Genomic DNA, 20,681 nt, shown 5'->3' with positions numbered 1-20,681 from the left:
CAGGGCGGGAGAGGCCGGGGAAAAGAGCGACTCAATGGGGACCGGGATGCCGGGTCGGGCCGCCTCGCAACTCGGACAAAGGGAAGAAGCGCAGCCGGCTCCCGAAGGGACCAGGCTCGCTTGCCAGGCAGGTCAAGCATTTCCTGGGGAGGGTAAGTGTGATGAGCATTGCCGAGCGTCTGGAACGGTTGCCCTTAAGCGCCTTTCACTACAAGATGTTATTTATCTGCGGCATCGGCTGGCTTTTTGACGCCATGGACGTGGGCCTGGTATCCTTTGTCCTGCCGGCGGTGGGTAAAGAATGGCACTTGACAGCCACCCAAATGGGCGCCCTGGGCAGCATCGGCCTCCTGGGCATGGGCCTGGGAGCCGTCTTCGGCGGCAGCCTGAGCGACCTCTGGGGGCGGAAGCGGGTTTTCAACTACACCCTGATCTTCTACGGCCTCGCCACTTTCCTGGCCGGTTTATCCACCAATTACGCCATGCTCATGGTCCTGCGCTTTCTGGTGGGCCTGGGTTTGGGCGCGGAAGTACCGGTGGCCTTCACCCTGGCCAGCGAGTTTTCGCCCGTCCAGTACCGGGGGAGGATGGCGGTGCTGCTGGAAAGCTTCTGGGCCTTCGGCTGGATTGCCGCGGCCCTTATCGGTTACCTGGCCGTACCCCACTGGGGCTGGCGTCTGGCCTTCTTTATCGGCGCCCTGCCGGCCCTCTACGCCGCCGTCCTGCGGCGGGCTTTACCAGAGTCCCCGCGCTATCTAGAGAAGATCGGCAAAGAAAGCGAAGCCCGGGCAATAGTGGAAAGCATAGAAAGAAGCTGCGGCGTCGACCCCGGCAAAGTGGCAACCAGCCCGGCGGCGGCAACAGCCGAAACGTCCGTCAAAGCAACCTTTGCCGACCTCTGGTCCTCACGGTATGCCCGGCGCACCCTCTGCCTGTGGATCCTGTGGTTCGGCATTAATTTTTCCTATTACGGCATTGTCACCTGGCTGCCCTCCCTGATGGTGGGGAAAGGTTTTGCCATTATCAAGAGCTTTGAGTACGTGCTGATCATGACCCTGGGACAGGTGCCGGGCTATTTCAGCGCCGCCTACCTGGTAGAGAAGATCGGCCGCAAAGCCACCCTGGTTTCTTATCTTATCTTAAGCGGCGTGGCGGCCTACATGTTCTCCTTAAGCACTACCACCAGCCAGATAATCTGGTGGGGCCTGGCGGTCTACTTCTTTAATCTGGGTGCGTGGGGCGTCCTGTACGCCTATACCCCGGAAATGTACCCGACGGCCATCCGGGCAACTGGTTCCGGCTGGGCCTCCTTCTGCGGCCGCATAGGCGCCATCCTGGCACCGGTGATTGTCGGCCAGATGATCGTGGTTATGGGCCAGGCAAAAGCCTACCCGTTGATCTTTGTCCTCTTCACCGCCGTTTTTGTGATCACCGCCCTGGGCATGCTGGCCCTGGGTATTGAAACAAAGGGCAAGACCCTGGAGGAACTGGCCGGGATACGCTAACCGGTTTGCAGGCCTATCCACCCTTGACGCCCGCCCGGTTGCATGCTAAACTAAAAACACCTAAAATTTACAGGTGAAATCCAGTGAAGGGGAAAAGTAGGCTTCGGCGGAATGCCCAGCGAGCCGGTGGCGGTGGGAGACCGGTCAGGAGGCTGGAGTTGAAGTTCTCCCCGGAGGAGCAGGCTGAAGGCCGGTAAGCAACCGGCTGGGTAGGCCGTGCCGGAGCTCCCGCCGTTATATGGGAGGGGGTATCGGAAGAGGTCATCGACGCTTTTCCCGTACCTTGTAACGAGCGGGCTGTTTTCTAAAGACAGCCAAGCAGGGTGGTACCACGGGTATAACTCCTCGTCCCTAGCGGGACGGGGAGTTTTATTTTTGTGGAGGAGGTTTGATCCATGATCATCGTCATGAAGCCGGGGGCCAGCCGGGAACAGATTAACGCCGTGAGTGAGCGCCTGGTAGAGCTGGGCTTTAAGACCCACCCCATCTACGGTCAGGAAAAGACCGTCATCGGCGCCATCGGCGACAAAAAAGCCCTGAGTTCCGAGGCCATCATCAACCTGCCCGGCGTCGAAAAGATCGTTCCCATAATGAAGCCCTACAAACTGGTGAGCCGCGAACTCAAGGACACGCCGACCATCGTCCGCATCGGCGGTGTCCCGGTAGGAGGGCGGGGCCTGGTGGTCATGGCCGGCCCCTGCGCCGTCGAGGGCGAAGAGCAACTCCTGGAAGCTGCCCGGGCCGTCAAAGCCGCCGGGGCCCAGGTCTTGCGCGGCGGGGCCTTTAAACCGCGTACCTCCCCCTATGCCTTCCAGGGTTTGGAGGAAAAGGGGCTTAAAATGCTAGCCCGGGTCCGGGAGGAGGTCGGCCTGCCCTTCATTACGGAAGCCGTGGATACCAGGGATGTCCCTCTGGTGGCGGAATACGCCGACGCCATCCAAATCGGCGCTCGTAACATGCAGAACTTTCGCCTCCTCCAGGAAGCCGGGGCCACGGGTAAACCCATCCTGTTGAAACGGGGCCTGGCGGCCACCATCGAGGAATGGCTCATGGCGGCCGAGTATATCCTCGATAGCGGTAATCCCAACGTCATCCTGTGCGAGCGGGGGATCCGCACCTTTGAAACCTCCACCCGCTTTACCTTGGACCTGGCGGCCATCGCCGTGGTCAAAGAAAACTCCCACCTGCCCGTAATCGTCGATCCCAGCCACGGCACGGGCAGCTGGCGCCTGGTCCTGCCTATGGCCAGGGCGGCCGTGGCCGCCGGCGCCGACGGCCTCATTATCGAAGTCCATCCCGACCCGGCCCGGGCCCTCTGCGACGGCCCCCAGTCTCTGCACCCTGAGACCTTTGACCGCCTGATGGGCGAACTTGCACCGGTGGCCCTGGCTGTCGGTCGCGGCCTGGCCCTTAATGGTCTTTTCCCGGAACAGGCCGGCACCCTGGCAGCAGGCAAGTAAACATTCTCGCTCCCCACGGGGGGCTTTCTTTTTTAAAACTAGTTTTGGGGTGATTGTAACCACAAAAGGCATAAATATCAATAAGAATTGTTAAATTATCGTTAAAAATAAAAAGGAAATCAGTCTTTTCCGGAGAATATACTTATAAGGACCCCAATACTTCCCGAAAGGATGTGCATGGTTTGAAGAAGGACGTACTGGTAAAGGTTAGGGGCACCCAGACCAACGATTTGGGAGAGCAAGATTCCATCGAGCTGATTACCGAAGGTCGCTTCTTCATCCGGGATCAACACTACTACATCCTTTATAATGAAACTTGTCTATCGGGAATGGAGGGTACCACTACATCCTTGAAGGTTGAGCCCCGGCGGGTAACCCTGAACCGGATGGGCACAGCTGAACAAAAAACAACCTTTGAAACAGGCATTTTGAACTACAGCTTCTACGTCACACCCTATGGAACCATGAGGATTAGCGTCCTGCCATCAAAGGTAGAAGTTGACTTGACAGAGCGGGGCGGAAGTATTAATCTAGAGTATGAATTGCAAGTCGGCCAGGAAAAAATCAGTAACAACCAGTTGGAAATAACCATCCAGCATCTGGAGAACCCTGTCTAGAAATCCCTGCCAATCCGGACATTTCCGGTGGCCTGGAAAGGCGGGGTATAAAAAGAGGCAGTGAAGCCGGGGAGAAAAAGGAGTACAGGTAGGTCGTGAATATAGTACAGGAAACCAAAAGGCGGCTCGCAGCGGCATTGACTGATGCCGCTGCCACGGCCAGGGCGGCCGGTGAAATTAGTTACGATGAGCTGCCTGATTTTGTCATTGAGACGCCGCGGGATAAAACTCATGGCGACTTTGCTGCTAACCTGGCTTTATTGCTGGCCAGGCAGGCGCGGCAGTCCCCTCGCAACGTAGCGGCAGCCATTGTGCGGCACCTGGAAAGGCCGCAACCCGGCGTGGCCAGAGTTGAAGTGGCCGGACCGGGCTTTATTAATTTTACCCTGGATAACCAATGGTTGTTACCGGTGTTGCCGGCCGTCCTGGCGGAAGACGACCACTATGGGTGGTCCAATATCGGCCAGGGAGCCAAGGTCCAGGTGGAGTTCGTCAGCGCCAACCCCACGGGGCTTTTGCATATGGGTAATGCCCGCGGTGCCGCCCTGGGGGATAGTATTGCCAACCTCCTCACGGCGGTAGGCTATGACGTTACCCGGGAATTCTATATCAACGACGCCGGCAACCAGATTGAGAATTTTGGCCTCTCCCTGGAGGCTCGCTACCTTCAGGCCCTGGGCCAGGAAGCCTCTATACCTGAGGACGGTTATCACGGCGAGGACCTGGTGGCTACCGTCGGCCGTTTTATCGCCAAGTACGGGGATAAGTACCTGGATACAGATCCGGCCCTCCGGAGGGAGATGCTGGTCCGCTTTGCCCTGGAAGAAAAGCTGGACGCCATCCGCCGGGCCCTGGAGGATTTCGGCGTAACCTATGACGTCTGGTTCAGCGAGCAGTCTCTTCACGACTCCGGCGCCGTTGCCCGGGCCATTGCCGACCTGGAAAAGGCCGGATATATTTATGAAAAGGACGGGGCACTGTGGTTTAAGGCCACCAGTTTTGGCGATGTTAAGGACGAGGTGGTGGTGCGCAAGAACGGCATCCCCACTTACTTTGCCGCCGATATCGCCTACCACCGCAATAAATTCGAACGCGGCTTCGAGCGGGTAATAAATATCTGGGGCGCCGACCATCACGGGCATGTAGCCCGCCTCAAAGGTGCTCTCCAGGCCCTGGGCTATGACCCCCGCCGCTTGGAAGTCGTCCTCATGCAATTGGTGCGCCTCTATCAGGGCGGCGAAATCCTGCGCATGTCCAAACGTACCGGCCAGTACGTCACCCTGGAAGAACTAATTGAAGAGGTGGGCCGGGACGCGGCACGCTACTTCTTTGTCATGTTGAAGAGCGACAGCCACCTGGAGTTCGACCTGGACCTGGCCCGGTCCCAGTCGGCAGACAACCCGGTGTATTACGTCCAGTACGCCCATGCCCGTATCTGCAGCATCCTGCGCCTGGCGAAGGATAGGGGCCTGGAAGTACCGCCGGCGCGGGAAGCCCGGCTGGAACTCTTACAGGACCCGGCTGAGCTGGAGTTGATCAAGCAGATTGCTGCCTGGCCGGACACCGTGGCCGGGGCGGCCCAGGCCCTGGAGCCCCACCGGTTGACGCGCTTTGCCCACGATCTGGCCAGCCTGTTTCACAGCTTTTATACCAGTTGCCGGGTCCTGGCCGATGACCCGGAGGTCCGCAAGGCCCGGCTGGTACTGGTGGAAGCGACCCGGATCACCCTGCGCAACGTCCTGCACCTCCTGGGAGTCACCGCCCCGGAGAGGATGTAGCATAAAGCCCAATCAGGGCCCGGAGGGAACCTTCCCTTCCGGGATGCCAGTGAAAGTAACACGGAGGATCACTATGCCTGCCAAATTTATTTTTGTTACCGGCGGTGTCACTTCTTCCCTGGGGAAGGGGATAACCGCCGCTTCTTTAGGTAGACTTCTAAAAAGCCGAGGCCTCAAAGTAGCCATCCAGAAGTTCGACCCCTATATCAATATCGACCCCGGCACCATGAGCCCGTACCAGCATGGCGAGGTCTTCGTCACCGATGACGGCGCCGAAACTGATCTGGACCTGGGCCATTACGAGCGCTTTATCGACATTAGCCTTACCAAGGCCAGCAACGTCACCGCCGGCAAGGTATACTGGTCCGTCATCACGAAAGAACGGCGCGGCGATTTCCTCGGCGGTACAGTCCAGGTCATACCCCACATCACCAATGAGATCAAGGCCCGCCTCCTCCGGGTGGCCGAGGAGAGCGACCCGGACGTTGTCATTACCGAGATTGGCGGTACTGTGGGGGATATCGAATCTCTGCCTTTCCTGGAAGCCATCCGCCAGATGAAGAGCGATATCGGCCGCGATCGTGTCCTCTATATCCATGTCACCCTGGTTCCCTACCTGCGGGCTGCCGGCGAAGCCAAAACCAAACCTACCCAGCACAGCGTCAAAGAGTTACGCAGCATTGGCATCCAGCCGGATATCATCGTCTGCCGGACTGAACGTCCCTTCTCCCGGGAAATGGAAGAAAAAATAGCTCTCTTTTGCGATATTGACCCCGATGCCGTCATCCAGGCCTGGGATGCCGATTCCATCTATGAGGTCCCCCTGATGATGCAAGAGGAAGGCCTGGACAGCATCGTCGTCGAGCGGCTGAAGTTAAACTGCGGTCCTGCTCAAATGGACGATTGGCGGGCCATGGTAGCAAAGTTAAAGAATATCACCAGGCACCTGGAGATCGCCCTGGTGGGCAAATACGTCACCCTGCCGGACGCCTATTTAAGCGTAGTAGAATCCCTGCGCCATGCCGGCATGTATCACAACGTCCAGGTGGATATTCGCTGGATTTATTCGGCTGACCTGGAGCGGGGGGGCCTTGAACAACTCCAGGATGTGGCCGGCATCCTGGTACCCGGGGGCTTTGGCGACCGGGGGGTTGAAGGGAAGATCATAGCCGCCCGGTATGCCCGGGAGCATGGTATACCCTTCCTGGGTATTTGCCTGGGGATGCAGCTGGCAGTGGTTGAGTTTGCCCGTCACGTCTGCGGACTGGAAGCGGCCAACAGCTCGGAATTCAACCCGGAAACGCCCCACCCAGTCATCGACCTTTTGCCGGAGCAAAAGGAGATTGAAGATAAGGGTGGTACCATGCGCCTGGGCCTCTATCCCTGCCGCTTACAGCCCGGTACCCGGGCCCACCAGGCCTATGGCGAAGAAATTATCTATGAACGCCATCGCCATCGCTATGAATTTAATAACAACTACCGGGCCGAACTGACGGCCAGGGGTATGGTTATCAGCGGCACCTCCCCGGACGACCGCCTGGTTGAGATTATTGAGCTGGCGGATCACCCGTGGTTTGTGGCCTGCCAGTTCCATCCGGAATTCAAATCCCGGCCTAACCGGCCGCATCCCCTTTTCCGGGACTTCATCGGCGCCGCCTGCCGGCGGGCCGGGGGGGGTGCAGGCTGATGGCCAGGGAGGCCAGACTTATCGGGCCCGAGGAAGAAAAGCGCTTCGATGCCTTTGTAGCCGGCCACCCCAAGGGGCACTTCCTGCAGTCCTATGGCTGGGGCGAGGTCAAGGCATCTACCGGGTGGCAACCCCTGCGCCTGGTCCTGGAGGAAGAAGGGCGGATTATTGCCGCCGCCAGCCTGTTGAAGCGGCGGCTACCCTATATCAATAAAGCAATCCTTTACGCCCCCCGGGGTCCGGTGGTGGACTTTCACGACCCGGACCTTTTTAGTGAAATCCTAGCGGCCATCAGCCGGGTGGCGCGGCAGGAAGGAGCCATCCTCTTAAAGATCGACCCCGATATCCCGGAGAGCGACCGGGCTGTTAAGGAATTACTGCAGGAAAAGGGTTTTCGCCTGGCTGCCAGAGGCACCGGCTTTGACGGCGTCCAGCCCCGGCATGTCTTCCGATTGGATATCACCCCGCCCCTGGAAGAACTCCTGGCCAATATGCACAGTAAGACCAGGTACAACATCCGCCTGGCCGAGAAGAAGGGGGTAGTCATTAAAGAAGACTGCACCCTGGAGGACCTACCGGTTTTCTATGAAATTTTAAAGGAAACCACCCTCCGGGATCACTTCCTCGTTCGCTCTTATAATTATTTTGAAACCATGTGGCGGGAAATGGTGGAACGGGGTTATGCCAAACTCTTCCTGGCCCTCTACCAGGGGGAAGCCATCGCCGGGACCCTGGCCTTTATTATGGGGGATAAAGCCTGGTATCTCTACGGTGCCTCCAGCAACCGCCACCGTAACGTCATGCCCAACTACCTGCTCCAGTGGACCATGATCCGCTGGGCCAAGGAACAGGGCTGTACCATGTACGATTTCCGGGGCGTGCCCGGGGATCTGGACGAAAACAACCCCCTCTACGGCCTCTATCGCTTTAAAAAGGGTTTTAACGGTGTCTTTACCGAGTTTGTCGGCGAGTACGATCTGGTTTATTCCCCCTTATTCTACTGGCTCTGGCAGACAGCCTTTCCCCTCTACTCCCATGGCTTTCGTCGCCTCCTCTTCTGGAGGAAAAAAGCCAGGGCAGCAGAGGAGTGATCCCGAATATTTTTTTAACAGGCAAGGCAAGGTGGTATCTTTTTTAGTATGGACCTGGCAAAGCTGACGGAACTGGCCGGACCCCGCTGGATCACCATTGAAGCGACAGCCCTGGCCCACAACCTCAAAGCCGTTAAAGCTTTACTCGCTCCCTCGACCCGCCTCCTGGCCGTTATCAAGGCCGACGCCTACGGCGCCGGCGCCGTAGAGGTGGCGCGCATCTTCCTGGACGCAGGGGCGGATTACCTGGGGGTAACCACCCTGGCCGAGGGGCTGGAGTTGCGCCGGGCCGGCATTGCAGCCCCCGTTCTCCTCATGAGTCCCCTCCTGCCGGAAGAGCTACCGGCAGCCATAGCTGCCGGGCTCACCCTAACTGTGAGCAGCCGTTCCGGCGCCGAGGCGATTGCTGCCGCGGCGGCAGCGACCGGGCACCGGGCCCGGGTACACCTGAAAGTAGAGACCGGGTTGCAGCGGACAGGCCTGGAAGCGGCAGCAGTAGCGCCCCTGGCGCGGGAGATCCTCACCTGGCCCGGCGTAGAACTGGAGGGCGTCTACAGCCATCTGGCCGAGGCCGCCCGGCCGGCGGCAGCCCGGCGGCAGATGGCCTGTTTTCAGCAGGTCCTCGCCGAACTGGAGGAGGAGCATATAGCTATCCCCTTGAGGCATATCTGCAACAGCACCGGTCTCCTTACCCACCCGGAGATGCATCTGGACATGGTCAGAACAGGCACCCTCCTCTACGGCCAGTTCCCCTACCAGGCCCCCCGCCGGGGACTGGCATTAAAAGACCCCTGGCAGTTTAAAGCCCGTATCCTCTTTATTCACGACGTAGCCGCCGGTACCCCGGTGGGTTACGGCGGTGACTACGTTGTGAAAAAAGCCACCCGCCTGGCCGTCATCCCGGTGGGTTATGCCGACGGTTTTGCCCTGACGGCCGTTGCCCGGCCGAAAAACCTGAACGACCTGGCCCGCTACCTGGTCAAGACATTCCTCGCCTACCTGGGTCGGGGCGGGGGCGAAGGGACCACCGTGATCATAGGCGGCCGGACGGCACCTGTGGTAGGCCGGGTGGGGATGCAACTCTCCATGGTCGATGTCGGCCACCTGCCTGAGGTAGAGGTGGGCCAAATAGTAACTCTGGATATACGCCGCCCGACAGCCAGCAGCCGTCTACCCCGGGTCTACTGCCGGGAGGGACACCCCTACCTGGTGCGGACTACCACCGGAGAACTCCTGCCGGTGGACGCACCGCACCTTTCCCCGGGAGTTAATAGTTAAATACAAAAATTTAATTGATTAAGCAGGAATCTGGCAACAATCACCGAATACTTTTATTAGCGAAGTGGTAGCGAAAAAGCGGAGCGGGTAAAGGGGGTATTCAGGCCACAGAAACCGGAGGTGAGCTGGTCTGACGGATAAAAAGGTAATGGTAATCGACGACCAGCCCGGTGTACGCCGTTTAATTGCCGAAGCCCTGAAACAGGCAGGTTTTAATGTTACGGTAGCAACCGATGGCCAGGAGGCACTGGGGGAAATAGCCCTGGAAGAACCCTCTCTGGTCATCCTGGACATGAAGATGCCGGGTATGAATGGCGTGGAGTTTCTCCAGGAGTTACGGCGGCGGTTTCTGGCGCTGCCTGTGATTGTAATTACAGCTTATAATGAGCTGGACCTGGTGGAGCAGGCCAGCAAACTGGGGGCCAGTTATTACTTACAAAAACCCTTTGACCTTGAGGACCTCTACCACCTGGTCCGGCAAGCATTACAACCGCGATATATCAGCCACCAGGCAGTAGGGTAACGTTATGGCTGTGAGGAGAATTGTTGAGGGCTGTGAGTTGCAGCCCTTTTTAAATTTGGTTTGGAGCAGGAATCCGGGTCATAACGGCGAATATGGAGGGGTGAGGAGGACAAAGTGATGCTTATCCCCACCACGACCGTTGTAGCCCTGCGCTGCCCATCCTGCGGGCGGCTGGAGTTCCACGGTCTCTCCCTTTTTAATTTCTCCGGTGATCACACATGGCAGATGGAATGTAGCTGCGGCATGGTTCTCATGACCATGGGTACCAGGAAAGGTAGAAACTTCTGGCTGCAGTATCACTGCGGCATGTGCGATAATATCCATGTCATCCATCAACACCGCCGGGAACTCTGGTCCCAGGAGCTTTTGACCCTTACCTGCAATGAAACCGACCTGGAGGTCGGGTTTATCGGGCCCCGGGACAAGGTACAACAGGCGGTCCAGCATCATGACCGTTCCCTGGCGGAAATGGCCGAGGACCTTGGCTTCGGCGGTTATTTCGAGGAACCCGATGCCATGTACCAGCTCCTGGCCCTCGTTTTTCAGCTCGCCGAGGGCGGGCACGTACGTTGCTGTTGTGGCAATGATAATATAGAAGTCGAGATTTTCCCCGGCCACCTGCAGCTGCGTTGCGATGCCTGCGGGGCTGAGAAGATCCTGCCGGCAAGTACCATAACCAACCTGGAAAAGCCGGAGGACCTGGAGGAAATAATCCTGCCCGGGCATCTGGCCGGCAGCGACGAGGCAGGTCCCGGCAAGGGCCGGCGCCGCCGCCAGAAATCCCCGGTATGATTCATCATAAACCCAGGGAAAATACAGGATAAAGGAGATGAAGCCATGCCGTTAGTTACCTTGGCCGAAGTTCTGCGGGAAGCCGATACCGGCGGCTACGCCGTAGGTGCCTTCAACTGCAACAACATGGAAATCGTCCAGGCCATTATCAACGCTGCTGTTACCGCGCAAGCCCCGGTCATCATCCAGGCCAGCCAGGGGGCCATCAAGTACGCGGGGCTGGAGTACATAACCTCCCTGGTACGGACGGCGGCCAGTCAAGCGCCAGTACCGGTGGTCCTCCACCTGGACCACGGCACGGACTTTGAGCAGGTCTTGCGTTGTCTGCGGGCCGGCTTTACCTCGGTGATGATCGACGGCTCCAAATACCCCCTGGAAGAAAACATCGCCCTCACCAGGAAGGTAGTAGAGATTGCCCACGCCATGGGTGCCTCGGTGGAGGGGGAGCTGGGACGCATCGGCGGTACCGAGGAACAAATCAAGGTCTCGGAGAGGGAAGCCACCATGACCGACCCGGAGGAGGCCCAGCGGTTCGCTCGGGAGACCGGGGTTGATGCCCTGGCTGTTGCCATCGGCACGGCCCACGGCCGCTACCACGGCACTCCCAGACTGGATTTTGAGCGCCTGGCGACCATCGACCGCCTGGTACCGACGCCTATAGTCCTCCACGGTTCTTCCGGGGTGCCTGATGACGATATCCGCCGCGCCGTCGAACTGGGCGTCCGTAAAATCAACATCGACACCGATATCCGCATCGCCTTTATCGAGGCCACCCGCACCGCCCTGGACGCCAATCCCGACGAGATCGACCCGCGGAAGGTCCTGGGACCGGCGAGGGATGCCGCCAGCAAGGTCATCAGCCATAAGATGCAGGTCTTCGGCTGCGCCGGCAGGGTAAAAAAATAGGCAGTTGCATATTTCTTCACCGGCGTGAAAACCTAATGGTGAACGCCAAAAGGAGGTGGGGGAATATGGCAGGAATCAAATGCGGCGTGGAGGAATGCCACTACTGGGACAACATGGCCTGCACCGCCGACTCCATCGAGGTCAGGTCCAGCGGGGACCGCAAGGTGACTACCTCTGACGGTACAGCATGCCATACCTTCCGTCCGAAAATGAAGTAACCCTCACGGATTATAAGAGAGCCCTGCGGCCCATCCGCCGTCGGGCTCTCTTCTTGCAATATAGCCCGGATACTTTTTCCACTATGAGCAGGATTTTGCCCCGCCCGTGGTGAATGTTTTAATAACCTGTTTCTGGAGGTGCCCTGTTGTGCGGATTTTTATTGATACGGCCAACGTCGAAGAGATTAAAGCAGCCAATGATCTGGGTATAATTGCAGGTGTAACCACTAATCCTTCCCTTATCGCCCGGGAAGGACGCAATTTCCGCGAAATAGTGGAAGAAATCGCAGCTATTGTGGATGGACCAATCAGCGCCGAAGTAGTGAGCACCACAGCCCCGGAGATGGTGGCCGAAGGGGTCGAACTGGCGGCCATCCATCCCAATATTGTCATCAAGATCCCCATGATCGCCGAGGGGCTAAAAGCGGTCAAGGAGTTGTCCGCCCGTGGCATTAAAACCAATGTGACCCTGGTGTTTTCCGCCAACCAGGCCCTGCTGGCGGCCCTGGCAGGAGCGACCTACGTCAGTCCCTTTGTCGGGCGCCTGGATGACATCAGCCATGACGGCCTGCAGGTTATTGCCGACATTGTTCCCATCTTTGCCCAGTACGGCTTTAAAACCCAGATAATCGCCGCCAGCATCCGCCATCCCCTCCACGTCCTGGAGGCAGCCCGCCTGGGCGCCGATATCGCCACCGTCCCCTTTAAGGTCCTCATGCAGATGCTCAAACATCCCCTGACAGACACCGGCCTGGCACGCTTCCTGGCAGACTGGGAAAAGGTAAAGAATAAGTAACCCCTTCTCCCCTGCCGCCGGCCGCGATTACGGAGGTTTAAGCTATTTGAATACGGCCGAACTAGAAAGCAAGACCATGGTAGAGCTCTACCGGATAGCCCGCGAGTTAAACTTGAGCGGCTATTCCCGGATGCGGAAAAAAGAGCTGGTATTTGAGATTGCCAAGGCCCTGGCCCAGAAAGAGCAGCAAGAACACCAGGAGGAGGCCAGGGAAGAACAACTCCAGGCCCAGGGCATCCTGGAGATACTCCCGGATGGTTACGGATTTTTACGGCCCTTCGGCTACCTGGCCAGCGGCGACGATATCTACATCTCCGCCTCTCAAATCCGTCGCTTCGACCTGCGGACCGGGGATAAGGTGGCCGGCCTGGTCCGGCCACCCAAGGACAATGAACGCTTTTTTGCCCTCCTGCGGGTGGAGAAGGTCAACGGGGAAAACCCGGAAACAGCAGCAGAACGCCTTCACTTTGATGCCCTGACCCCCATCTATCCCTCAGAGCGCTATACCCTGGAGACGGCCAACGGCGACCCATCGGCCCGGATTATCGACCTGATAGCCCCTATAGGCAAAGGCCAGCGGGCCCTCATTGTCTCCCCGCCCAAAGCCGGCAAGACGGTTCTGCTCAAGAAAATAGCCAACGCCATCAAGACCAACTACCCTGAAGTCGAATTGATGATCCTGCTAATCGACGAACGCCCGGAAGAGGTCACCGACATCGAGCGTTCGGTCCGGGGCGAGGTCATCAGTTCCACCTTTGACGAATTCCCTGAAAACCACGTCAAAGTAGCTGACATGGTCCTGGAACGGGCTAAACGCTTGGTGGAGCATAAAAAGGATGTCGTAGTTCTCCTGGACAGCATCACTCGCCTGGCCCGGGCCCACAACCTGGTTGTTCCCCCCAGCGGCCGCACCCTCTCCGGTGGCGTCGATCCCACGGCTCTTTATAAACCCAAGCGCTTCTTCGGTGCCGCCCGGAACATCGAAGAGGGTGGCAGCCTGACCATTGTGGCCACCGCCCTGATTGAGACCGGCAGCCGCATGGACGAGGTTATTTTCGAAGAATTTAAAGGCACCGGTAATATGGAACTCATCCTGGACCGGAGGTTGGCCGAGCGGCGGATTTTCCCGGCCATCGATGTTAAACGTTCCGGCACGCGGCGGGAGGAATTGCTCCTCAGCCGGGAGGAGCTGGAACTGGTCTGGAACTTCCGGCGGGTGAGCAGCGGAATGGGCCCGGTAGAGGTCACCGAGACCCTCATCGACGCCATGAAGAAAACCAAGAGTAACCAGGACCTCCTGCGCGCCCTCCCCGCCCTTTTCCCCCGGGAACATTAATAAAGACCTCCTGGAAGCAACTCTGCAAGAAATCCCGGCCACTCCGGGCTGCCCCTGTTGTGCAGCCCCGGCAGTGGGCGGGTATATTTTTGCTAAGGTATGGATAAAATAATGGCTAAATGGCAGTCGGGCCATTATTTAACAAAAAAGTCAACAGACAGGAGTGAAACCCATGCTGCCACAAAAGATGGCGGTAACCCTGGCCCTGGGGTTAACCGTGCTCATTACCGGTCCGGGCATCCTGCCGGCCCGGGCGGCCGTCATCGATGACTTACAGCAGGTAGCAGCTGTCATAGCTCCGGCGGAATACCAGGAACTGGCGAGCCGGGTCAATAGTTATACCCGTATTTACCGGGTGGAAGAAGGCGATACCCTGGCCAGCCTGGGCCGGCGTTTTCAGGCCGACCCGGAGCTCATAGCGGTCATGAATTACCTTGACTCCGGTGCCACCTTGACGCCGGGGCAGTTCCTGGTCCTGCCCCATGAGGAGGCTCAGACCTATACTGTAGCCAGCGGCGATACCCTCTGGAGTATCGCCCGGCGTTTTGGCGTAGACTTCGATCAATTGGCAGCCGCTAACGGCATAGTTGATACCCACAACCTTCGCGTAGGTACCGTCCTGACTGTACCCGGTTCGCCTGCCCCGAAGGCCGCCAGGCCGGTTACGGGCCTGGCTTCCCGGAGTCTGAAACCAGTCTCCATGATATGGCCCCTCATTGGAGCCCTTACCTCCGGTTTTGGCTGGCGCGGCGGGGAGTTTCACCACGGACTGGATATCGCCGGGAATATGGGCGATAAAATCCGGGCGGCCCTGGCGGGTACGGTAGTCTTATCCGGATGGGGCAACAGTGTCTATGGCCGCATGGTGAAGATCGACCACGGTAACGGCCTGGAGACAGTTTATGCCCATACCTCCCGCAACCTGGTGAAGGAAGGCGAGTATGTCCAGGCCGGCGAAGCCATCGCCGAAGTAGGAGCTACAGGCAATGCCAGCGGCCCCCACGTCCACTTTGAAGTCCGGGAAAAGGGTAAAGCCGTAAACCCCGAACGTTTCTTAGCCAGGTAAAAAGGCCGGCCCCCCGGCCTTTTTTTGATGACCGGGAGGAACCGGCCCCCGTAATCAAGAATAAAAAGAAGGCGCTCATGGCGACTGGCCGTTACCGGCGAGCATATGAAATTAACCGGGCTGGCCTCTGCCGGCAGGAGGTGAAAACAAAGACAGCCGGTGGAGGTTATTTTCGGAGAAGGACGGAGAAGGCTCTATGGACCTGTTTCAACGGGAAATCCGGGCCCGCGTTGTCGAGGCGGGACCGGATGCCATCCGGGTAGCAGTAAAACTCAACGACTCCTTTCACGAAATCGCCCTGACCCTGGAGGTACGGCCCAGCGACCGCACCATCACTGGAGCCAGGGCGGAGTTTATCTGTTTCCCCTATGACCGCTGTCGCGACACAATGGCCCGCCTGGATAACCTGGTAGGGGTGACCATCGCCCCCGGGGTATGGCGGACTGTAGCCAGGGAAGTAGGGGGAAAAGATGGTTGTACCCATCTCTATGAATTGACCATGGAAGCCCTGCGAGTTGCCATGCAGGGCTTTTACCGGTACGAATGGGAGAGATTGCCGCAGGAGGAACGGCTCCCCTTCTTGCGCCGGGCCCTGGCGGGCGAGTGCTATATCTACAGCCATCCCGAAGTCAAAGCCAGATTCTTGCTGGAGGAGTAATGTTTTTCTTTGCACCGTCCTTGCTTTCATGTTATACTATTATGAGTTTGATTTTCTCGCGGAGGTGAAGGGCCGTGAAACCCAATATCCATCCTGATTATGGCCCGGCCAGGATTATTTGCGCCTGTGGCAACGTAATTGAAACCCGTTCGACTAAAAAGGATATCCGGGTGGAGATATGTTCCCAGTGCCACCCCTTTTACACCGGCAGCCGGCAGAGGGTAGTCGAGCGTGGCGGTCGCATTGAGCGATTCCGGCAAAAGTATGGACGCTAGGGCAAAAAAGCGGAGCCGCGGGCTCTGCTTTTTCCTATGGGGCGGGGGACGGGAAGCCCAGTACGGCGGCCAGGCGGTTATAGAGGGCGTCATGATGCGGGGACCACGGAAAACTGCCGTGGCCATCCGTCGGCCCAGCGGCGAAGTCCTGGTAGAATCCGAACCCAACGCTTCCGTTACCGCCCGTTATCCCTTTTTGAAACTCCCCCTCCTAAGGGGGGTAGTGGCCTTATTTGAATCCTTAATCCTCGGTATCCGTTACCTGACCTTTTCGGCCAACCAGGCCATGGAGGAAGAAGAGGAGGAGTTGAGCACCAGGGACCTGGTCCTGACCGTAGCCTTCGCCCTGGCGGTGGCTGTCGGTTTCTTTGTTCTCCTCCCGGCGGGGGCAGCCCTGGTACTTCGCAATCATTTATCCATCTTCTGGCAGAACGTGGTCGAGGGGTTTTTGCGGATGCTCCTTTTTTTAGGCTACGTCGCTGCCATCGGCCGGGTAAAGGATATCCAGCGGGTTTTCCAGTATCACGGGGCCGAACACAAAGTTATTAACGCTCTGGAAGCGGGGGAAGAGTTGCGGGTAGAAACAGTACGCCCTTACCCGACCTTGCACCCCCGCTGCGGTACCAGCTTCCTGTTACTGGTTCTGGTTTTGACCATCGTTTTCTTTTCCCTGGTGGGCAGGGGCGGTGTCGCCTGGCGGCTGGCCTCCAGGCTGGTGCTCTTGCCGGTGGTGGCCGGCCTGGCCTATGAACTCCTCAAGTTTACCGGCCGCCATCTGGATGTCTTCTGGGTGCGGGTTATTGCGGCCCCGGGCCTGTGGTTACAGAAGTTAACCACCAGGGAGCCCGACGACGGTATGCTGGAGGTAGCCCTGGCCGCCCTGGCCGCCGCCCGGGACGACGGCGAAAAAAATGACCCCGGGGCCGGGGATACTGGGAGCCGCTGAGTAACTATCTGAGCAGTGTCCGGAGCGTAACTCCTGAGGGGCTCAGGGGCAAATTCACCGGCAGTGCCGGAAGTTATCATGTGGCAGGCAACTTTTTTCGCATTAGAATCGAGGTGATGTCCGATGCTGGAAAAACTGGAACAGATCGAAGCCAGATACGAAGAACTGGGCCGGCTGATGGGTGACCCGGAAGTAATAGCCGACCCCGAGCAATTACAGAAACACGCCCGGGCCCACGCAGCCCTGGAAGATATAGTCACCACCTTCCGCCGGTACCGCCAGGTCAGCAATGAGCTGGCAGAAGATAAAGCCATGCTGGAGGAAGAAAAAGACCGGGAATTCCAGGAACTCCTCAAGGCCGAGATTGAACGCCTGACCGGGGAGCAGGAACGCCTGGAACAGGAGTTGAAGATCCTCCTCCTGCCCAAAGACCCCAATGATGAAAAGGACATCATCATGGAGATCCGCGCCGGTGCCGGGGGCGAAGAGGCGGCCCTCTTTGCCGGCGATCTCTTCCGCATGTACCAGCGCTATGCCGAAAAGAAACGCTGGCGGACGGAGATTATCAGCTCCCACCCCACCGAACTGGGCGGTTTCAAGGAGATCATCTTCCAGGTCGAGGGGCAGGGGGTTTACAGCCGCCTGAAGTTTGAGAGCGGGGTACACCGGGTGCAGCGCATCCCGACCACGGAATCCGGCGGGCGCATTCACACGTCAACGGCTACCGTGGCCGTGTTGCCCGAGGCGGAAGAGGTAGACGTGGAGATCAAGCCCGAAGACCTGCGGGTGGACATCTTCTGTTCCAGCGGTCCCGGCGGCCAGTCGGTCAACACCACCTACTCCGCCGTCCGCATTACCCACCTGCCGACGGGCCTGGTGGTCTCCTGCCAGGACGAGAAGTCTCAGTTAAAGAATAAAGAAAAGGCCATGAGGGTGTTGCGCGCCCGGCTCCTGGATATGGCCCGGGCTGAGCGGGAAGGGGAGCTGGCTGAAGAGCGGCGCTCCCAGGTAGGCAGCGGCGACCGCAGCGAGCGGATACGCACCTATAACTTCCCCCAGAACCGGGTGACGGACCACCGTATCGGCCTGACCCTCCACCACCTGGACCAGGTCCTGGCAGGAGAACTGGACGAGATTATCGACGCCCTGGTCACCACCGACCAGGCAGAACGCCTGAAAAACATGGAGGCCTGAGATGACCCTGCGGCAAGCCCTGGGGGAGGCCGTCCGGCGCCTGGCGGCCGGGGGGGTTGAACGCCCGCGGCTGGAGGCGGAAGTCCTTCTCGGGTGGGCCTGTAGTTTAACCCGGCCCCGCCTCCTGGCCCGCCTGGAGGAGGAACTGGCACCGGCAGCCGCAGGACGGTTCTGGCAGGCAATTGACCGCCGGGCAGCCGGTTACCCCCTCCAGTACCTCACCGGACACCAGGAATTTATGTCCCTGGACTTTAAAGTCACTCCGGCGGTTTTAATCCCCCGCCAGGATACCGAAGTGGTGGTGGAGGCTGTCCTTGAGCGTCTGGACCCCTGCGAGAGCTATACCATCGCCGACTGCGGTACGGGCAGCGGGGCCATTGCCCTGAGCCTGGCCCATTACCTGCCCCGGGCCCGGGTTTACGCCACGGACATCAGCCCGGCGGCCCTGACGGTGGCCCAGGAAAACGCCAGGAAACTGGGGCTGGCGGCCAGGGTAACCCTTCTCCAGGGTGATTTTTTGGCGCCCCTGCGGGGTTTAAAGCTCGACGCCCTTGTGGCCAACCCCCCCTACATACCCACTGCCGCCCTGCCAGGGCTGCCCGCGGATGTCCGCTCTGAACCGCGCCTGGCCCTGGACGGCGGGCCCGACGGCCTGGATGCCTACCGGTTCCTCCTGCCGGGGGCGGCAGGACTTTTGCGGCCCGGCGGTCTCCTGGCCCTGGAAATCGGCTCCGACCAGGGACAGGCCGTAAAGGACCTGGCCCGGGCCGTGGGAGCCTATCGCAACGAACAGGTTTTACCAGATTATGCCGGCCGCGATCGTTGTTTCCTGGCTTATCGCCGGGAAGAATAAAGTCAGAGCGGGAAACATAGAGGTGAAATGGGTGTCTGTAGGTATGCGGACCAAATACTTAAAAATCAATCCCCTGGTACCGGAACTGCACAAGATCCGCCTGGCAGCCAAAATCCTGGCCCGGGGCGGGGTGGTGGCCTTCCCCACGGAGACCGTCTACGGCCTGGGAGCCAACGCCCTGGACGGGCGGGCGGTGCGCCGCATCTTCCGGGCCAAGGGGCGCCCGGCTGACAACCCCCTGATCGTTCATATAGCCAGTTTCCAGGATGTCCAGGACCTGGTGGCCTACCTGCCGCCCCGGGCTACCCTCCTCATGCAGCGCTTCTGGCCCGGTCCCCTCACCCTGATCATGCCGCGCAGCGACCTGATCCCTGACGAGGTTACCGCCGGCCTGGATACTGTAGGCCTCCGCATGCCTTCCCACCCGGTGGCCCAGGCCCTCATCCGGGCGACCCGCCTCCCCATCGCCGCTCCCAGCGCCAATACCTCGGGACGCCCCAGCCCCACCACCGGCCAGCACGTCCTGCGCGATTTGCGGGGTAAAATAGACGCTGTAATAGACGGCGGTCCGTCCACCGTGGGGGTAGAATCCACCGTCCTCGATCTGACCTCCCCGGTGCCAACTATCCTGCGGCCGGGTGGCATCACCTATGAAGAACTGCAGGCGGTGCTGGGGAAAGTAGCCATTGACCCGGCCGTCAAAGGCCAGCAGGTGGAACACCCTAAAGCACCGGGGATGAAATACAAGCACTACGCCCCGGCGGGGGAGGTCTTCCTGGTTACCGGCGATCTGGAGCGGGTGGTGGCCAGGGTACGGGCTCTGGTGGCGGCCTGGCAGCGCCGCGGCCGGCGGGTGGCCGTCCTGGCGACCAGCGAGACAGCGCCATTCTACCAGGACGAACCCCGGCCCGATTACCTGGAGGTCCTGGGCAGTCGCCGCCAGCCGGAAACCATCGCCGCCAACCTTTTTGGCGCTTTAAGAAACTGTGACCGTCACCATGCCGACATCATCCTGGCGGAAACCGTTAAGGAGGAAGGCATCGGCCTGGCCATCATGAACCGGTTGCGTAAATCGGCGGCCAACCGCATTATCCGGGCGTAAGGAGGAAAATACTTATATGGAGCCGTTGGGTCTTATCCTGGTAGCCGTCGCCCTGGGGACGGATGCCTTTTCCCTGGCTACCGGCCTGGCCCTGGGGGGTTCCGGGGCCGGCAGGCTTGGCTTTTTGCCGGTACCGTCGGCCTTTTTCACATCTTCATGCCCCTGGCGGGCCTGTACCTGGGGTTGCTCCTGGGCCGGCTCCTGGGTAAGGTGGCAGCCATCATCGGTGCCCTGGTCCTGGCAACCATGGGTACCCTGATGCTCTGGGAGGCCTATAACAACCGGCGGCAGGGCGGAAGCATGGTGGGGCAGGTGCTCCGGGTCATTCCGGGTCGGGGGGGCGTCCTCGGCGGGGTCATGGCCATCCTCTTCATGGCCGGCAGCGTCAGCCTGGATGCCTTAAGCGTTGGCTTTGGCCTGGGGGCCATTAGCGTTAACGTCCCCCTGACGGTTCTGACCATGGGCTTTATTGCCGCTACCATGACGGCCTTGGGGCTTCTGGCAGGCCGGCGCCTGGGTTCCTTCTTCGGAAACCGGGCCGAGCTTGCCGGTGGCCTGATCCTGGTGGCCATTGGCCTGAAGATGCTAGTGGGGGTCTAA

Annotated in this window: 22 protein-coding genes and 1 other annotated feature; all 22 genes read left to right on the top strand. The window is 59.3% G+C overall.

Annotated features, from left to right (window positions below):
- Positions 1-161: 161 nt before the first annotated feature.
- Positions 162-1,505, top strand: coding sequence for an MFS transporter (locus tag MOTHE_RS12005; protein ID WP_011393890.1), 1,344 nt, complete (start codon positions 162-164; stop codon positions 1,503-1,505).
- Between the two features lie 74 nt (positions 1,506-1,579).
- Positions 1,580-1,861: a binding site (T-box leader), on the top strand.
- A 39-nt stretch (positions 1,862-1,900) separates the two neighbouring features.
- Entirely contained in the window at positions 1,901-2,965 is a 1,065-nt protein-coding gene (gene aroF / locus MOTHE_RS12000; protein WP_011393889.1) for a 3-deoxy-7-phosphoheptulonate synthase, read from the top strand.
- 182 nt (positions 2,966-3,147) lie between these two features.
- Positions 3,148-3,582, top strand: a complete 435-nt coding sequence (locus MOTHE_RS11995) for a YwiB family protein (RefSeq protein ID WP_011393888.1) — start codon at positions 3,148-3,150, stop codon at positions 3,580-3,582.
- Positions 3,583-3,677: 95 nt separating this feature from the next.
- A complete protein-coding gene (gene argS, locus MOTHE_RS11990) occupies positions 3,678-5,360 on the top strand; it encodes an arginine--tRNA ligase (RefSeq protein ID WP_011393887.1) in 1,683 nt (560 codons plus the stop codon).
- A gap of 73 nt (positions 5,361-5,433) precedes the next feature.
- Positions 5,434-7,047: a CTP synthase gene (gene pyrG / locus MOTHE_RS11985; protein WP_011393886.1), complete on the top strand. Its 1,614-nt coding sequence runs from the start codon at positions 5,434-5,436 to the stop codon at positions 7,045-7,047.
- On the top strand, positions 7,047-8,138 hold the full coding sequence (locus MOTHE_RS11980; protein WP_011393885.1) for a lipid II:glycine glycyltransferase FemX: 1,092 nt from the start codon (positions 7,047-7,049) through the stop codon (positions 8,136-8,138). The genes pyrG and MOTHE_RS11980 overlap by 1 nt, the downstream gene beginning before the upstream one ends.
- Before the next feature lie 48 nt (positions 8,139-8,186).
- On the top strand, positions 8,187-9,416 hold the full coding sequence (gene alr, locus MOTHE_RS11975) for an alanine racemase (RefSeq protein ID WP_011393884.1): 1,230 nt from the start codon (positions 8,187-8,189) through the stop codon (positions 9,414-9,416).
- 148 nt (positions 9,417-9,564) lie between these two features.
- Positions 9,565-9,939, top strand: coding sequence for a response regulator (locus MOTHE_RS11970; RefSeq protein WP_011393883.1), 375 nt, complete (start codon positions 9,565-9,567; stop codon positions 9,937-9,939).
- Positions 9,940-10,056: 117 nt separating this feature from the next.
- Positions 10,057-10,731, top strand: a complete 675-nt coding sequence (locus MOTHE_RS11965; RefSeq protein WP_011393882.1) for a hypothetical protein — start codon at positions 10,057-10,059, stop codon at positions 10,729-10,731.
- 45 nt (positions 10,732-10,776) lie between these two features.
- Positions 10,777-11,637, top strand: a complete 861-nt coding sequence (locus tag MOTHE_RS11960) for a class II fructose-1,6-bisphosphate aldolase (RefSeq protein ID WP_011393881.1) — start codon at positions 10,777-10,779, stop codon at positions 11,635-11,637.
- Between the two features lie 65 nt (positions 11,638-11,702).
- Positions 11,703-11,855, top strand: a complete 153-nt coding sequence (locus tag MOTHE_RS13025; protein WP_071542374.1) for a DUF1540 domain-containing protein — start codon at positions 11,703-11,705, stop codon at positions 11,853-11,855.
- 148 nt (positions 11,856-12,003) lie between these two features.
- A complete protein-coding gene (fsa, locus tag MOTHE_RS11955; protein ID WP_011393880.1) occupies positions 12,004-12,651 on the top strand; it encodes a fructose-6-phosphate aldolase in 648 nt (215 codons plus the stop codon).
- Positions 12,652-12,697: 46 nt separating this feature from the next.
- Positions 12,698-13,987 (top strand): transcription termination factor Rho, encoded by a 1,290-nt coding sequence (gene rho, locus MOTHE_RS11950; protein ID WP_011393879.1) that lies wholly within the window; start codon positions 12,698-12,700, stop codon positions 13,985-13,987.
- Between the two features lie 172 nt (positions 13,988-14,159).
- Positions 14,160-15,053 (top strand): peptidoglycan DD-metalloendopeptidase family protein, encoded by an 894-nt coding sequence (locus MOTHE_RS11945; RefSeq protein ID WP_011393878.1) that lies wholly within the window; start codon positions 14,160-14,162, stop codon positions 15,051-15,053.
- Between the two features lie 196 nt (positions 15,054-15,249).
- Positions 15,250-15,711 (top strand): DUF2889 domain-containing protein, encoded by a 462-nt coding sequence (locus tag MOTHE_RS11940; RefSeq protein WP_053095166.1) that lies wholly within the window; start codon positions 15,250-15,252, stop codon positions 15,709-15,711.
- Positions 15,712-15,785: 74 nt separating this feature from the next.
- Complete coding sequence (rpmE, locus tag MOTHE_RS11935; RefSeq protein WP_011393876.1) at positions 15,786-15,986, top strand: 50S ribosomal protein L31; 201 nt, start codon at positions 15,786-15,788, stop codon at positions 15,984-15,986.
- The gene (locus MOTHE_RS11930) at positions 15,976-16,932 is read left to right on the top strand and encodes a DUF1385 domain-containing protein (protein WP_011393875.1); all 957 of its coding nucleotides are present in this window, start codon (positions 15,976-15,978) and stop codon (positions 16,930-16,932) included. The genes rpmE and MOTHE_RS11930 overlap by 11 nt, the downstream gene beginning before the upstream one ends.
- Before the next feature lie 123 nt (positions 16,933-17,055).
- Positions 17,056-18,126 carry a peptide chain release factor 1 gene (gene prfA / locus MOTHE_RS11925; RefSeq protein ID WP_011393874.1) on the top strand — a complete coding sequence of 357 codons (1,071 nt, stop codon included), beginning with the start codon at positions 17,056-17,058 and terminating at the stop codon, positions 18,124-18,126.
- Position 18,127: 1 nt separating this feature from the next.
- The gene (gene prmC / locus MOTHE_RS11920) at positions 18,128-18,979 is read left to right on the top strand and encodes a peptide chain release factor N(5)-glutamine methyltransferase (RefSeq protein WP_011393873.1); all 852 of its coding nucleotides are present in this window, start codon (positions 18,128-18,130) and stop codon (positions 18,977-18,979) included.
- A 43-nt stretch (positions 18,980-19,022) separates the two neighbouring features.
- Positions 19,023-20,081 carry an L-threonylcarbamoyladenylate synthase gene (locus MOTHE_RS11915; RefSeq protein WP_011393872.1) on the top strand — a complete coding sequence of 353 codons (1,059 nt, stop codon included), beginning with the start codon at positions 19,023-19,025 and terminating at the stop codon, positions 20,079-20,081.
- 16 nt (positions 20,082-20,097) lie between these two features.
- Positions 20,098-20,340, top strand: a complete 243-nt coding sequence (locus MOTHE_RS13965) for a hypothetical protein (RefSeq protein ID WP_236683251.1) — start codon at positions 20,098-20,100, stop codon at positions 20,338-20,340.
- Positions 20,238-20,681 carry a manganese efflux pump gene (locus MOTHE_RS11910; RefSeq protein ID WP_053095165.1) on the top strand — a complete coding sequence of 148 codons (444 nt, stop codon included), beginning with the start codon at positions 20,238-20,240 and terminating at the stop codon, positions 20,679-20,681. The genes MOTHE_RS13965 and MOTHE_RS11910 overlap by 103 nt, the downstream gene beginning before the upstream one ends.

It is taken from the genome of Moorella thermoacetica (genome assembly GCF_001267405.1).
Classification (GTDB): domain Bacteria; phylum Bacillota; class DSM-521; order Neomoorellales; family Neomoorellaceae; genus Neomoorella; species Neomoorella thermoacetica.
This window is presented reverse-complemented; position numbering and strand designations above follow the sequence as displayed.